Origin of the sequence: Ruegeria sp. (assembly GCF_040830605.1) — a bacterium.
Classification (GTDB): Bacteria; Pseudomonadota; Alphaproteobacteria; order Rhodobacterales; family Rhodobacteraceae; genus Ruegeria.
Genome location: NZ_JBFOMD010000004.1, coordinates 396,226 through 409,939, shown reverse-complemented (window position 1 = coordinate 409,939; position 13,714 = coordinate 396,226). Strand labels below are relative to the sequence as shown.

Annotated in this window: 11 protein-coding genes; 3 read left to right on the top strand and 8 right to left on the bottom strand. The window is 63.5% G+C overall.

The window, feature by feature from the left end; genetic code table 11:
* Nucleotides 1–2 precede the first annotated feature (2 nt).
* Both AB3N21_RS08760 and AB3N21_RS08755 read right to left on the bottom strand, forming a co-directional pair.
* Nucleotides 3–806, bottom strand: coding sequence for a metal ABC transporter ATP-binding protein (locus AB3N21_RS08760; RefSeq protein WP_367934869.1), 804 nt, complete (start codon nt 804–806; stop codon nt 3–5).
* Nucleotides 807–809: 3 nt separating this feature from the next.
* Nucleotides 810–1,763 carry a zinc ABC transporter substrate-binding protein gene (locus AB3N21_RS08755; RefSeq protein WP_367934868.1) on the bottom strand — a complete coding sequence of 318 codons (954 nt, stop codon included), beginning with the start codon at nt 1,761–1,763 and terminating at the stop codon, nt 810–812.
* Nucleotides 1,764–1,960: 197 nt separating this feature from the next.
* Here AB3N21_RS08755 and deoC point away from each other — a divergent pair, with 197 nt between their 5' ends.
* The 3 genes from deoC to AB3N21_RS08740 all read left to right on the top strand — a co-directional run bounded on the left by deoC (nt 1,961) and on the right by AB3N21_RS08740 (nt 6,469).
* The gene (deoC, locus tag AB3N21_RS08750) at nt 1,961–2,950 is read left to right on the top strand and encodes a deoxyribose-phosphate aldolase (RefSeq protein WP_367934867.1); all 990 of its coding nucleotides are present in this window, start codon (nt 1,961–1,963) and stop codon (nt 2,948–2,950) included.
* Nucleotides 2,951–2,998: 48 nt separating this feature from the next.
* A complete protein-coding gene (locus AB3N21_RS08745) occupies nt 2,999–5,332 on the top strand; it encodes an aldehyde dehydrogenase family protein (RefSeq protein ID WP_367934866.1) in 2,334 nt (777 codons plus the stop codon).
* A gap of 324 nt (nt 5,333–5,656) precedes the next feature.
* Complete coding sequence (locus AB3N21_RS08740; RefSeq protein ID WP_367934865.1) at nt 5,657–6,469, top strand: SDR family oxidoreductase; 813 nt, start codon at nt 5,657–5,659, stop codon at nt 6,467–6,469.
* Between the two features lie 103 nt (nt 6,470–6,572).
* Here AB3N21_RS08740 and AB3N21_RS08735 read toward each other — a convergent pair whose 3' ends face one another.
* From AB3N21_RS08735 to AB3N21_RS08710, 6 genes are all read right to left on the bottom strand, one after another.
* Complete coding sequence (locus AB3N21_RS08735) at nt 6,573–7,883, bottom strand: M16 family metallopeptidase (RefSeq protein WP_367934864.1); 1,311 nt, start codon at nt 7,881–7,883, stop codon at nt 6,573–6,575.
* The gene (locus AB3N21_RS08730; RefSeq protein ID WP_367934863.1) at nt 7,880–9,220 is read right to left on the bottom strand and encodes a M16 family metallopeptidase; all 1,341 of its coding nucleotides are present in this window, start codon (nt 9,218–9,220) and stop codon (nt 7,880–7,882) included. Before AB3N21_RS08730 ends, AB3N21_RS08735 begins: the two co-directional genes overlap by 4 nt.
* A gap of 86 nt (nt 9,221–9,306) precedes the next feature.
* Nucleotides 9,307–9,819, bottom strand: a complete 513-nt coding sequence (locus AB3N21_RS08725) for a DUF3035 domain-containing protein (RefSeq protein ID WP_367934862.1) — start codon at nt 9,817–9,819, stop codon at nt 9,307–9,309.
* Between the two features lie 50 nt (nt 9,820–9,869).
* Nucleotides 9,870–10,343, bottom strand: a complete 474-nt coding sequence (gene lspA / locus AB3N21_RS08720; RefSeq protein ID WP_367934861.1) for a signal peptidase II — start codon at nt 10,341–10,343, stop codon at nt 9,870–9,872.
* Complete coding sequence (purH, locus tag AB3N21_RS08715; protein WP_367934860.1) at nt 10,343–11,932, bottom strand: bifunctional phosphoribosylaminoimidazolecarboxamide formyltransferase/IMP cyclohydrolase; 1,590 nt, start codon at nt 11,930–11,932, stop codon at nt 10,343–10,345. The genes lspA and purH overlap by 1 nt, the downstream gene beginning before the upstream one ends.
* A 22-nt stretch (nt 11,933–11,954) precedes the next feature.
* Complete coding sequence (locus AB3N21_RS08710) at nt 11,955–13,694, bottom strand: heparinase II/III family protein (protein ID WP_367934859.1); 1,740 nt, start codon at nt 13,692–13,694, stop codon at nt 11,955–11,957.
* Between the last annotated feature and the right edge of the window lie 20 nt (nt 13,695–13,714).

Here is a 13,714-nt window from a genome sequence, read left to right as displayed (position 1 = left end):
AATTACCCCAGCGCCTTGGCCAGCTGATCCACCTGCGCGGTGGCCAGACGGCCTCCATACGCGGCTTGCAGCGTGTCGGCGGTAAAGGCCTCGGCCACCGCACCCTCGGCCACCTTGCGGGTGTTGATCAGGAAGACATGGTCGAAATAGTCGGTGACGGTGGCCAGGTCGTGATGCACCACGACCACGGTCTTGCCCGCCTCGCGCAGCGATTTCAGCACGCCGATGATGGCTTTTTCGGTGGCCGCATCGACCCCGGCAAAGGGTTCGTCCAGCAGGTAGAGGTCCGCCTCCTGCGCCAGCGCGCGGGCCAGGAACACGCGCTGTTGCTGACCACCCGAAAGCTGGCCGATCTGACGGTCGGCAAAATCGTGCATGCCAACGCGGTTCAGGCAGTCCATCGCCTTTGCCGTGTGGCGAGCGCGCAGGCGGCCCAGCAAGCCCAACTCGCGATAGAGCCCCATCAGCACCACGTCGATGACGCGGGTGGGAAAATCCCAGTCCACACTTGCGCGCTGCGGCACATAGGCGATGCGGGCGCGCTGATCGTCCAGCGGCTTGCCGAAGACCGACACCTGACCCGAGAGCGGTTTGATGATGCCCAGAGCGGCCTTGAGCAGGGTCGATTTGCCGGCCCCGTTGGGCCCGATGATGGCGGTCATCGCGCCGGGCTGCACGGTCATGTCCACCGAGAACACCGCCGGTTTCTGCCCGTAAGACACGGTCAGTCCCCGGATCGCCAGCGGGCTGTCCCCGAGCGCCTGTGCTTCGACGGCTACACCCTGATCGCTTACCAGATCCAGCATCGCTCAGAACCCCGCCGACAGTTTGCCGTCCATGCCGCGCGCGGGCACGTCGCCATCCAGCGCCCCGGCAATCACGGTGATGTTGTGATCGAGCATCCCCAGATAGGTGCCCTCATAGGTGCCGGGCTCGCCCATTGCGTCCGAGAACAGCTCACCACCAACCTTGACCTCATGCCCCTTGGCAGCGGACCCCTCGACAAGCGCACGGATCGAGCGATCCGAGACCGAGCTTTCCACGAAAACAGCGGTGATCTTGCGGTCAACAAGCAGGTCGACCAGTTCGCCGATCCGGTTCAGGCCCGCCTCGGACTGGGTCGAGATGCCCTGAATGCCCAGCACCTCAAAGCCGAAGCTCTGGCCGAAATAACCGAATGCGTCATGCGCGGTCACCAGCACCTTGTTGTGCTCGGGCACGGTGGCCAGCGTCTTTTGCGCATACTCCGCCAGCCGGTCGATATCAGCCAGATGCGCCTCGGCATTGGCGGCGAAAAGATCGGCAGCTTCGGGGCGCGCCTCGGTCAGCGCCTCCTGTACCTCGATCACCACGTCGCGCCACAGCTCGGGCGTCATCCACAGATGCGGGTCATATTTGTCGGCATAGTCGTCATGGGCGCGCAGCTTGGCTTTGTCCACGCCTTCGGCCACGGCCACCACGTTGCGCCTGCGGTCGAGGTCGTGAAAGAACTCCTCCATCTGCGCCTCAAGGTAGAGCCCGTGCCACAGCACCAGATCGGCGCGGGTCATCGCCACGATGTCGCTGCGGGTCTGGCGATAGGCATGCGGATCGACGCCAGGGCCCATCAGCCCCTTCACTTCGACCTGATCGCCACCCACCTGCCGCGCGGCATCGGCGATCATGCCGGTGGTGGCGACGATCTTGAGCGGCGCTTCAGCCCAGGCGGCAAGCGGCAGGCTTATCACCAGGCTCAGTGCCAAAAGAAAGCTGCGACGAATCATGACGACTCCCATTAGCTGTGTTGAGAATGAATATGCGAACCATTCGCAATTATGTCAACGCAATTGAGAATTATTCGCAAGAAAGGTATATTTTTGTCCATTTGGTCAAAAAATCTGAACCCAGACCCGCCAAGCCCGCTTGCCATTCCGCTGCGGCTCATGCGATTTTGGCCCTGAACCTCCCAAAGGAAACGATGATGGAAACGCAGAGCCTTGAGCGCACCGCGCATCTGCCGCAAGTGACCGAGCCCCGCAATCCAGGGATGGAGCTTGATCTGGACTGGGTGCGGGCGGTGCAGGCCAACACCTCGGCCATCGAACGCCGGGCCGCGACGCTGCCGGGGCGGCGGTCGGTGAAGAAAGATTATCAGGCGGCATGGCTGTTGAAGGCGATCACGATGATCGACCTGACCACGCTGTCGGGTGACGACACCGTTGGCCGGGTGCGGCGGCTTTGTGCCAAGGCACGGCAGCCGGTTTCCAGCCGGTTGCTGGACGGTCTGGGGATGGACCCGATCACCACAGGCGCGGTCTGCGTTTATCACGACATGATCGGTACGGCGGTCGACGCACTCAGGGGCACCGGCATTCCGGTGGCCGCCGTGTCCACCGGGTTCCCGGCAGGCCTGTCGCCGTTCCACCTGCGCGTGGCTGAAATCGAGGAAAGCGTGAAGGCGGGCGCCGAAGAGATCGACATCGTGATCTCGCGCCGCCACGTGCTGTCGGGCGATTGGCAGGCGCTCTATGATGAAATGAAGGCGTTTCGCACCGCTTGCGGCGAGGCGCATGTGAAGGCGATCCTTGCGACGGGCGAGCTGGGTTCGTTGCGCAACGTGGCCCGCGCCTCGCTGGTCTGCATGATGGCGGGGGCGGATTTCATCAAGACCTCCACCGGTAAGGAGAGCGTCAATGCCACCCTGCCCGTCTCGCTGGTCATGATCCGCGCCATTCGCGATTTCTACGACCGCACCGGGTATCGGGTGGGCTACAAGCCTGCGGGCGGCATCTCGAAAGCCAAGGACGCGCTGGTATACCTGTCGCTGATCAAGGATGAACTGGGCGATCGGTGGCTGGAGCCTGACCTGTTCCGCTTTGGCGCCTCGTCCTTGCTTGGCGACATCGAGCGGCAGTTGGAACACCACGTGACCGGAGCCTATTCGGCCGGGTACAGACATGCCGCCGGATAACCCCGTGGCTGAGGTCCGGACCGTGAGTATTTGGGAAAAGATGAAGTCATGACTGTCAAAGAGATCTTCGAAACGATGGATTACGGCCCCGCCCCCGAAAGCGTTGCCGAGGCACTGGCCTGGCTGGTGGATCAGGGCGACCGGTTCGGTCATTTCATCAACGGGGCCTTCACCGAGCCCGGTGACGGGTTCGAAAGCCGCAATCCGGCGAGCGGAGAGGTGCTGGCAACGCTGAGCCAGGCGACGCAGGCCGATGTGGACGCTGCCGTTGGTGCTGCCCGCAAGGCGCAGCCGAAATGGGAGGGCCTGGGTGGCGCGGGCAGGGCCCGGTATCTTTATGCGATCGCGCGGCTGTTGCAGAAGCATTCGCGCCTCTTTGCCGTGCTGGAGAGCTTGGATAATGGCAAGCCGATCCGCGAGAGCAGGGACATCGACATCCCTCTGGCGCAGCGGCATTTCTACTATCACGCCGGTATGGCGCAGTTGATGGAAAGCGAATTGCCCGAGGCCGAGGCCCTGGGTGTTTGCGGCCAGATCATCCCGTGGAATTTCCCGCTGCTGATGCTAGCGTGGAAGATCGCGCCCGCGCTGGCGATGGGCAACACGGTGGTGCTGAAACCTGCGGAGTATACCTCGCTGACCGCCTTGCTATTTGCCGATATCTGTTGCCAAGCCGGGTTGCCGAAAGGCGTGGTCAATATCGTTACCGGTGATGGCGCAGTGGGCGAGATGATCGTAGCCTCGGACGTGGACAAGATCGCGTTTACCGGCTCGACCTCGGTGGGCCGCCGTATTCGTGAGGCCACCGCCGGATCGGGCAAGGAGCTGACCCTGGAGCTGGGTGGCAAGTCGGCCTATGTCGTGTTCGACGATGCCGATATCGATTCAGCCATCGAAGGGCTGGTCGATGCGATCTGGTTCAATCAGGGGCAGGTCTGTTGCGCCGGGTCGCGCCTGCTGGTGCAGGAGGGCATCGCCGAGCGGTTCCACGACAAGCTGCGCGCGCGGATGGACAAGCTGCGGGTCGGCGATCCGCTGGACAAGTGTATCGACATCGGTGCCGTCGTGGACCCGGTGCAGTTGCAGACCATCAAGGGTCTGGTCGAAAGCAACACCGCCGGTCACACGCATCACGCCGCCTGCGAGTTGCCCGAGAACGGCTGCTACTATCCGCCAACGCTGATCACGGGGTTGGAGACCAGCGATCCGCTGATGCAGGAAGAGATCTTTGGCCCGGTTCTGGTGTCCTCCACCTTCCGTACCCCGGAAGAGGCGGTGGAGCTGGCCAACAACACCCGCTACGGGCTGGCGGCAACGGTGTGGACCGAGAACGTCAACCTCGCGCTGGATATCGCGCCTAAGCTGGTTGCAGGCGTGGTCTGGGTGAACGCCACCAACCTGTTCGACGCCGCCGCCGGCTTTGGCGGCGTTCGCGAGAGCGGCTTTGGCCGCGAAGGTGGCTGGGAGGGCCTGAGCGCCTATACCCGTCCCAAGGGCAAGGCCAAGCCGCTGGCAAGGATCGAAGCGGTGACGGGCGAAGGTGCCCCGGTCGATCCCATCGACCGCACCGCCAAGATGTATGTCGGCGGCAAGCAGGCGCGGCCCGATGGCGGCTATTCGCGGCCTGTCTGGGGCAAGTCGGACCTGCTGGGCCATGTGGGTCTGGCCAACCGCAAGGACGTGCGCAACGCGGTCGAGGCTGCAGCGGGCGCCAAGGGGTGGGGCAAGACCACCGGGCATCTGAGGGCGCAGATCCTCTATTACATCGGTGAGAACCTGTCGGCCCGTGCCGGCGAGTTCGCGGCGCGCATCGACGCGATGGTCGGCAAGAAGACCGGCGCGAAAGAGGTCGAGGCCTCGCTCCAGCGTCTGTTCACCGCTGCCGCCTGGGCTGACAAATATGACGGTCAGGTGCATGGTGTGCCGATCCGGGGCGTGGCGCTGGCGATGAAAGAGCCGGTGGGCGTGATCGGTGCGCTCTGCGCCGATGAGGCGCCGCTGCTGGGTCTGGTCTCGGCCATGGCACCCGCGATTGCGATGGGCAACCGGATGGTGCTGGCAGCATCCGAGCCCTACCCGCTCGCGGCGACGGATTTCTATCAGATCCTCGAGACCTCGGACGTGCCTGCGGGCGTCGTCAATATCCTGACCGGCAGCCATGCCGAGATCGCGAAGCCGCTGGCGGCGCATCTGAACGTGGATGCGGTGTGGAGCTTCTCCTCGACCGACCTTTCGGGTGAGATCGAGAAGGCGGCGGCAGGCAACATCAAGCGGACCTGGGTCAATAACGCGACGGCTTTTGACTGGAGCATAGACCATTCCCGCCGGTTCCTGCAGGCTGCGACCGAAATCAAGAACATTTGGGTGCCCTACGGCGAGTAGGGCTCCCACGAATGGGAGTAAAAAATTGGTAAGTGTTTTGCTTCAGGTCTTAACGCCGTGATCGATGACCGCAGAGTGTACTCCGAGTGCGGCTCTCGAATAATCGAAGTCGTGAGTGACAAAAACGGCCTTTATACTCTTCGGGAGTTCGCTCCACGATACGATCCCGAAGAAGAAGTAACATACGAAGTTAGAGTCGAGCCGAATATCAGCAGCAAGTTTGATAAACTCGATACAGCCTTGAACGAAGCAAAAAGGTTGATTGACCTCTGACTACTTCGCTGGAGAGGTAACGCTAAGAAGTTCATTACAGTGAGGCCTCAAATGGATTTTTCCGAAAAAACCGTCATCGTTATCGGCGGCACCAGCGGCATCAATCGGGGCATTGCCGAGGGGTTCGCGGCCTCGGGCGCGAAAGTGGCGGTGGCAAGCCGGTCGCGGGAGAAGGTGGACGATACGGTCGCCGCGCTGAAGGAATTGGGCGCGGCAGACGCCATAGGCGTCGCCTTCGATGTGCGCGATGCCGAGGCCGTGGCGGGTGGCCTGAAGCAGTTCCACGAAGCGTTCGGCGATTTCGACGTGCTGGTCTCGGGCGCGGCAGGGAACTTCCCGGCGCTGGCGGCAGAGATGTCGATCAATGCGTTCAAAACGGTGATCGATATCGACCTGATGGGCACAATCCATGTGATGAAAGAGGCGTATCCGTTCCTCAAGCGCCCCGGCGCCAGCATCATCAACATCTCGGCACCACAATCCTATTTGCCCTATGAAGGGCAGGCCCATGTCTGTGCGGCGAAGGCGGGCGTGGACCAGATCACCCGGACCCTGTCGATGGAATGGGGGATCGAGGGGATACGGGTGAACTCGGTGGTGCCGGGCTTCATCGAAGGCACCGAGGGCGCGAAACGGCTGGCCCCCACGCCGGATGCCGAAGCCAAGTTCAAAGCGGACGTGCCCTTGGGCCGCTGGGGTCAGCCGCAGGACGTCGCCAATGCCTGCCTGTTTCTGGGCTCGGACATGGCCAGCTACATCAGCGGCACGGTGCTGGCGGTGGATGGCGCGCTCTATCAACGCGGCTCGGGCCGCCCGGGGCAGATGATTGGGCAGATGCTGCGGTCGATGTCTCGTAAGACCTGAAGACCTTTTCTTGTGACGTCTAAGCCGGCGGAAGCCACTTGAAGCGGCTTAAACGGTTTTCAAACCGCTTCAAGGCGTTTGCAAACGCCTTGATCCGCCCCGCTCAGTTCGTGGTTTCCAGACCCACCGGTTTGCCCACCACGGTGAAATGCAGCCCGTCGGGATCGAGGAATTTGCGCGCAAAGGCGTTGATCTCGTCCAGCGTCACCGCGTTCACCTTGTCGTTGCGGGTGGCGATGTAGTCGATGGGCAGATCCTCCATCTGCATCCCCACCAGAATACCCGCGATCTGGCCGTTACCGTCGAACCGCAGCGGATAAGCGCCGGTCAGATAGGTCTTGGCGTCCTCAAGCTCTTTCTCTGTGACGCCTTCCGTTGCCGCGCGCGCCCACTCGTCGCGGATGACCTCAACCGCTTCGGCGATTCGGTCATTGGCCGAGGCGACCGAGCCCAGATAGAGAGAGGCCAGGTCCTTGGGCACCAAATAAGAGTAGACGCCATAGGTCAGCCCGCGCTTTTCGCGTATTTCGGACATCAGGCGGCTTTCGAACCCGCCACCGCCGATGATGTGGTTGAGGATGTAAGCCGCGAAGAACTCCGGATCGTCCCGGTCGATGCCAGTCTGGGCGAACAGGGCCACCGATTGCGGGGTATCGAACTCGACCACGCTGACCCCGCCAGGAATGCTCAGATCCGCCTTGCCCGGGATCGGTGCGCCGGTTTCCGGCAGGTCGCCCAACAGGTGATCCAGCAGCACGCCCAGTTCTTCCGGAGTGATATCGCCCACCGCCCCGACATAGAGCCGGTCGCGGGTCAGCGCGCCGCGATGGGCGGCCACGATATCATCGCGTGTCAGGGCCGAGACGCTTTCGATCGTGCCCTTGCCCTCGCTGGCGTAGGGGTGATCGCCATAGGCCATGGCGGCAAAGCTGCGCCCGGCGATGTCGTTAGGATCTTTGGCATCCGAGCGCAGGCCCGAGATCACCTGCGCGCGCACCCGGTCCACCGCATCCTGATCGAAGCGCGGCTCAAGGATGGTGGTGCGCAGCAGGTCGATCACCTCATCGCGGTTCTCGGTCAGGAACTGGGCCGAGATCGACAGGGTGTCGTCGCCGACGTCATAAGTGAACGACGCGGCCAGCGATTCCAGCTTGCGGGCATAGGTGCGCGCATCCATGTCGCCCGCGCCTTCCTCGATCAGCCCGGTCATCAGATTGGTTGCACCGCGCTTGCCCGGTGCATCCAGCGAGGTACCGCCGCGAAAGCGTAGCTCAAGCGCGGTGAAGGGGATCGAGGGTTCCTCGACCAGCCAGGCCTTGATGCCTTTGGGCGAGGTCACCTCCTGAATATCCACTTCGGCCCGGGCCGGCAGCGCCAGGACCACGGCGATCAGGGTTGTGAATAGAGCCTTCATTGCGTCACCTCCTGATCGCGCATCAGCCAGCCGGTCACCGAGGTTTCCGGGCGCAGCACCTCGTTGGCGGCGGCGATGATGTCCTCGCCGGTCACGGCCTGCAGGGTGTCGGGCCAGGCCTGCACATCCTCGACCGTCAGACCGCTGCTCAACGCCTGTCCGTAGCGGTTGCCGATCCCGTCCACATTGTCGCGCGCATAGATCAGCGCGGCGCGCAGCTGCATCTTGATCCGATCCAGTTCCTCTTGCTTGACCCCCTCTTCGATGAAATCGGCCAGGGCCTCATCCATGGCATCTTCGGCCTCTTGCAGGGACACGCCCTCGGCCGGGACCACGATCAGGTCAAAGGTGGTGTCGTCGAGCGAGACCCCCCGGTAGAACGCGCCAGTATAGACGACCTTCTGATCTTCGAACTGCAGCTTTTCGTTCAGGTAGGATGTGGTGCCGCCACCCAGAAGCTCGGCCAGCAGATAAAGCGCGGCGGCCTTTTCCTGATCGCCCGCATCCCGTTCCGGCGCCAGATAGCTGCGCTGAACATAGGGCTGTGCCACGCGCGGGTCGCGGAAGGTCACGCGGCGCTCGGCGGTTTGCGGCGGTTCCTGCGAGCGGACGCGCTCGGGCAGGTCGGGATTGGCGGGGATCACACCGTAATATTGCTCGGCCAGCGCCTTGACCTCATCGGGGTTCACGTCGCCGGTCACGACAAGGATGGCGTTGTTGGGGGCATAATAGGTCCGGTAGAAGGACAGCGCGTCCTCCATATCCAGCGTCTCCATCTCATGCCGCCAGCCGATGATCGGCGCGCCGTAGCGATGGTTGAGATACTGCGCCGCGTTCACCTGCTCGGCAAACAGCGCGCGGGGGTTGTTTTCGGTGCGCTGATTACGCTCCTCCAGGATCACGGCGCGCTCGGTCGCGATATCGCGCTCGGTCAGACGGATGTTGCGCATCCGGTCCGCCTCCATCTGCATCATCAGTTCCAGACGGTCGGCGGCGACGCGCTGGTAGTAAGCGGTGTAGTCGTATGAGGTGAAGGCGTTGTCATTGCCGCCATTGGCCGCGACGGTGGCCGAAAGCTCCCCTGCCTCAAGCGTATCGGTCGCCTTGAAAAGCAGATGCTCAAGGAAATGCGCCACGCCGGACGAGCCCACGGGTTCATCCGCCGATCCCGCCCGGTACCACAGCATGTGCTGCACGACCGGGGCGCGGTGATCCTCGACCACCACGACATCCATGCCGTTGTCCAGCGTGAATGTGGTGACCGCTTCCTGGCTGTCCTCGGCCAGAAGCGGAGTTGCTGAGAACAAGGCGGCGGCAAGCGCCAGTGCCCGGACCATGCGGCATCCTCCGTGATGAGTTACGATGTCAAACTACGGCGGACGCGCAGGGGTTCAAGACGCGATGACGGAAAGTTAAGAAATATTCATTCTTCCGGAGGCGCGGACGGGGTGGGATAGCCACGCTTGCGGAACGCCTCGGCCTGCGCGTAGGGGTCGATCGAGTGCTTGCGATAGACCTGTTCGTAACGGTCCACCGGGAACAGCCGGATTTGCGTGAACCGGCCGCGCCGCTTGCGGAAATCTGCGTCTTCCTGAGCCAGCACCTGACGGGTGTCAGCGGGCACGCCATAGCGGCTGGAGGCGGTGACAAGCGCCTGATCGGAGGACGGAATCCCGCTGGAGGCCAGGGCCGAAGCGCGGCCACCCAGCGCCTCGACCGCATCCGCCTGCGGGGTCGGGTCGGTCAGGTTGCTTGCGCCCGGCGTGGGGGCGGGCAGGAACTGGTAATCCGTCGGCGCGGTCAGCGGCTTGACCGGCAGCACGGCGAACTCATCGGGGCCGTTTGCTGGCGACTGCAGCACCTTCAACCCCTTGTTCGCGCATCCCGACACCGCGATGGCGGCGGTCAACATGATCATTGCCAGCGGCGTCCGCATGGTCTTCTCCTGCCTGTTTGAGGCGGTTTTATCGCATTTCACCCGGCCCGTCACGAGGCCTTTTTGCCATCCAGCAGCACCAGACCTATGGCGCCCGCGAATATGAAGATGTCGGCGATGTTGAACACATAAGGGTTGCGGATGCCGCAGCAGGACATGTTGAGGAAGTCCAGCACATAGCCATAAAGCACCCGATCCAGCACGTTGCCCAGCGCGCCGCCGATCAGCAGCCCGGCGCTGAGCAGCATCCAGACCGATGGCGCGATCCGGCGCAGCCAGATCAGCACAGCCAGGCAGATGACCAGCGATATACCGATCAGAATCCATCGGCCCGTATCGCCATCGCCCTGAAACAGACCGAAATTGATGCCGCGATTCTCGCCGTATTTGAAGGTGAGCAGCGGCGGCAGCACGTCGATGACCTCGCGCTGCTCGACTCGCATCACATGCACCACCAGATACTTGCTGACCTGATCGGTCAAAAAGGCCAGAAGCGTGGCCCAGAAGAGCAAACCGTACCGCATCAGTGACGGAAGTGCCGCATGCCGGTGAAGACCATCGCCAACCCGGCTTCATCCGCTGCCGCGATCACCTCATCATCGCGCATCGAGCCGCCCGGCTGGATCACACAGGTGGCGCCTGCGGCGGCGGCTTCCATCAGCCCATCCGGGAAGGGAAAGAACGCATCCGAGGCCACGGCAGAGCCAATCGTCAGCGGTTGCGGCAGTTCCAGCGCTTCGGCCATGCGTTCAGCCTTTTTGGCGGCGATCAGCGCCGAGTCCACGCGGCTCATCTGACCGGCGCCGACGCCGACAGTGGCGCCGTCCTTGACGTAGACGATAGCATTCGACTTGACGTGTTTGGCGACTTTCCAGGCAAACAGCAGGTCACGCATCTGTTCCGGTGTCGGCGCCTTCTTGGTCATCACCTTCAGGTCATCCATGCCGACAAACCCGTTGTCCTTGTCCTGCACCAGCAGGCCGCCCGCCACCTGACGCACGGTCTTGGCCGGGGTCGTCACATCCGGCAGCCCTTCTGTGGTCAGCAGGCGCAGGTTCTTCTTAGCCGCAAAGATCGCCTTGGCCTCATCCGAGGCGCCGGGGGCGATCACCACTTCGGTAAAGATGCCGGTGATCTCCTGCGCGGTTTCAGCATCCAGAGGCTGGTTCAGCGCCACGATGCCACCGAAGGCCGAGGTGCGGTCGCAGTCGAACGCGGCCTTGTAAGCCTCGAGCAGGGTCGCGCCCTTGGCCACGCCACAAGGGTTGGCGTGTTTGATGATCGCGCAGGCGGCACTGTCGCGCGGATCGAACTCGGCCACCAGTTCAAAGGCGGCGTCGGTGTCGTTGATGTTGTTGTAGCTGAGTTCCTTGCCTTGATGCTGCACGGCGGTGGCCACGCCGGGGCGATTGGTGCCGTCGGTGTAGAAGGCGGCTTGCTGGTGGCTGTTCTCACCATAGCGCAGGGTCTGCTTCAGGTCTCCGGCAAAGGCGCGGCGCGTGGGGGCCTCCAGCTTCAGCGCATCAGCCAGCCAATTCGACACGGCGGCGTCATAGGCGGCGGTGCGGGCATAAGCCTTTTGTGCCAGCCACTGACGGAAACCCAGAGACGTCTTGCCGTAGTTCTCTTCCAATTGATCCAGCAGCGACGAGTAATCCTCGACATCCACGACCACATTGACAAAGGCGTGGTTCTTCGAGGCCGCGCGGATCATCGCCGGGCCGCCGATGTCGATATTCTCGATGCATTCATCGTAGTCCGCGCCCTTCGCCACCGTGGCCTCGAACGGGTAGAGGTTCACCACCAGCAGGTCGATCGCACCGATGCCATGTTCCTCCATCGCGGCGACGTGAGTGTCATTGTCACGCAACGCCAGCAACCCGCCATGCACCACGGGATGCAGGGTCTTAACCCGGCCATCCATCATCTCGGGAAAGCCGGTGACCTCGCTGACGTCCTTGACCTCCAGCCCCGCCTCGCGCAGCGTGCGTGCCGTGCCGCCGGTCGACAGCAACTCGACCCCGCGCTCTGCCAAGGCCTTGCCCAGCTCGACCAATCCGGTCTTGTCGGAAACGGAAAGGAGCGCGCGGCGCACGGGGTGAAAGTCGGTCATGGGTCCAAAGGTCCTTTTGGCGTCAGTCGAATTCAGGCTCGTCCCGGGTGATGTCGCGTATCGCAACCGCAGTATCCTGCGCCTTGCTCAGCGTCCACCGGATGCGCGTCGCATACTCCATTGCGCGCCCGGATAGAACGATCTGTTTTGTCGCGCGTGGCTTCAGACGCCCTTTTTCGAGATAAACGCTGGGTTCCAATGACAAAATGCACTTGCCATCGTGGCGTAGCACCCAGATCTCGCCGCTTTTCAGCGCCATTGACACCGCCGCCCCACCCAGATCGAGCGCCGCATCGACATCCGGGTGCAGATGCAGACGGATATCGAATCCAAAGCCCGAGAGGCCCGAGGCATCCATCGCCTTGTCGAACCGGCGCTTGGCGGTGTCGTCCATCGCCAGCAGCATATCCTCACCCGACAGCCCGCGCCCGTCGAAGCTGAGCCCCAATGTCCGGGCATGGGTCAGGCCGAAGACCTTGGAATACCCGTTGTGGCCGCCCTGAAAGCGGATGCCGTTCGGGGCATCGTCGATCTCAACCGGCACCTTGGTGGGGCTGTCCACCAGCGCCTCCAGTGCAGTACCCGGCACGGGGTCGGCCAGCCGGGCGCTAGAGTAGCCATCGAGGCACAGAGTCGAATGCGAGGGCGTGGCCCGGCCAGCACGGCGCCATTCCAGACCGAAGCTCTCGCCAGAGCCGCAATTGACGATCAGCGGGCGGCGGCCCGAGGTCAGCTCGAATGCAAGCGTCGAGGCGTGGGCATTGTATGAGGCCGGGCCTTGGGGCGGTACACTGGCATCGACGATCACGCTGGTGCGTCCGGTGGACAAGCGGGCATAGCCCATCGACAGACCCACAGGATGCTGCGGCTTTACCCCGCTGGCGGCCAGCGCATGATCCAGCCGCCCCTCCAGCCCGCGCCCACCGCCATGAAACCGCGCCAGCCCGCCATCGGTGTGGCGCAGGCTGCGCAACGTCGGTGCGATGCGCTGGATCGCCGCCGTATGCGCCATGGGGGCACCGCGCCCGACCTCGTGCAGAGAGGCGGCGGTCCAGGTCAGCAGGGTAAAGACCTCAAGCAGTTCCTCGGGGTTGCGCGTGGGCAGCCCGCCCTGTTCGTCGATCTGGCTTTCGCATTCGCGGGCAAGGGCCTTGATCGCCGGATCGGCCAGCTCTTCGAGCCCTTCCAGCGCCAGCCCGGCATAGATCAGCCCCGCCAGCGCCTCGAACCGGGGCAGGCCCGGTGTGGCCGCCTGCCAGCGTTTCGACAGAAACCAGGTCTGCTGCGCCAGCGAACGGAACAGGGCCTGGCTTTGCTCGGGGTCAACGCCGCGCAGCAGGAACAGCGCGTGGTTGATCCAGCGGATCACCCGGCGTCCGGTCAGGTCCGGCACCCAGCCCGGACCGGTGCCGCGGCCATGGGTCTCGATCCAGCCCCAGACCCAATGCTGGGCTTTGGCTCGGGCCGCGGCATCGCCCACCGAAGCCAAATCGTCGAGCCAGGCGAAGCCGTGCCGCTCGGCATCGAATGCGGGATTTGGGGCCGCGACCTCCCACAGCCCGCTGTCGCGCGATTCCACCAGATAGCCCGCAAACAGCAGATTTCCCGCCACCAGCTGCCGCCCGCGCGCGAATGAGCCCACAGTGCGCGGCTCGGGCTGTGAGACGAAGCCTGCGACCGGTTTGCGGCGCTGGCTGAGCCGCGCTTGAAGACGGTTCTGAAACCGCATCCACCTGCTGGCCATGGTCTCCGGGTTGGACATATCGCTCTGCCTCTTACGCT

Excerpts from the sequence above, each read along its gene's own strand:
- AB3N21_RS08735 (WP_367934864.1), bottom strand. The coding sequence starts at position 7,883 with ATGAAGGCTCTATTCACAACCCTGATCGCCGTGGTCCTGGCGCTGCCG.
- AB3N21_RS08745 (WP_367934866.1), top strand. The coding sequence starts at position 2,999 with ATGACTGTCAAAGAGATCTTCGAAACGATGGATTACGGCCCCGCCCCC.
- AB3N21_RS08725 (WP_367934862.1), bottom strand. The coding sequence starts at position 9,819 with ATGCGGACGCCGCTGGCAATGATCATGTTGACCGCCGCCATCGCGGTG.
- AB3N21_RS08710 (WP_367934859.1), bottom strand. The coding sequence starts at position 13,694 with ATGTCCAACCCGGAGACCATGGCCAGCAGGTGGATGCGGTTTCAGAAC.
- AB3N21_RS08730 (WP_367934863.1), bottom strand. The coding sequence starts at position 9,220 with ATGGTCCGGGCACTGGCGCTTGCCGCCGCCTTGTTCTCAGCAACTCCG.
- deoC (WP_367934867.1), top strand. The coding sequence starts at position 1,961 with ATGGAAACGCAGAGCCTTGAGCGCACCGCGCATCTGCCGCAAGTGACC.
- purH (WP_367934860.1), bottom strand. The coding sequence starts at position 11,932 with ATGACCGACTTTCACCCCGTGCGCCGCGCGCTCCTTTCCGTTTCCGAC.
- AB3N21_RS08740 (WP_367934865.1), top strand. The coding sequence starts at position 5,657 with ATGGATTTTTCCGAAAAAACCGTCATCGTTATCGGCGGCACCAGCGGC.
- lspA (WP_367934861.1), bottom strand. The coding sequence starts at position 10,343 with ATGCGGTACGGTTTGCTCTTCTGGGCCACGCTTCTGGCCTTTTTGACC.
- AB3N21_RS08755 (WP_367934868.1), bottom strand. The coding sequence starts at position 1,763 with ATGATTCGTCGCAGCTTTCTTTTGGCACTGAGCCTGGTGATAAGCCTG.
- AB3N21_RS08760 (WP_367934869.1), bottom strand. The coding sequence starts at position 806 with ATGCTGGATCTGGTAAGCGATCAGGGTGTAGCCGTCGAAGCACAGGCG.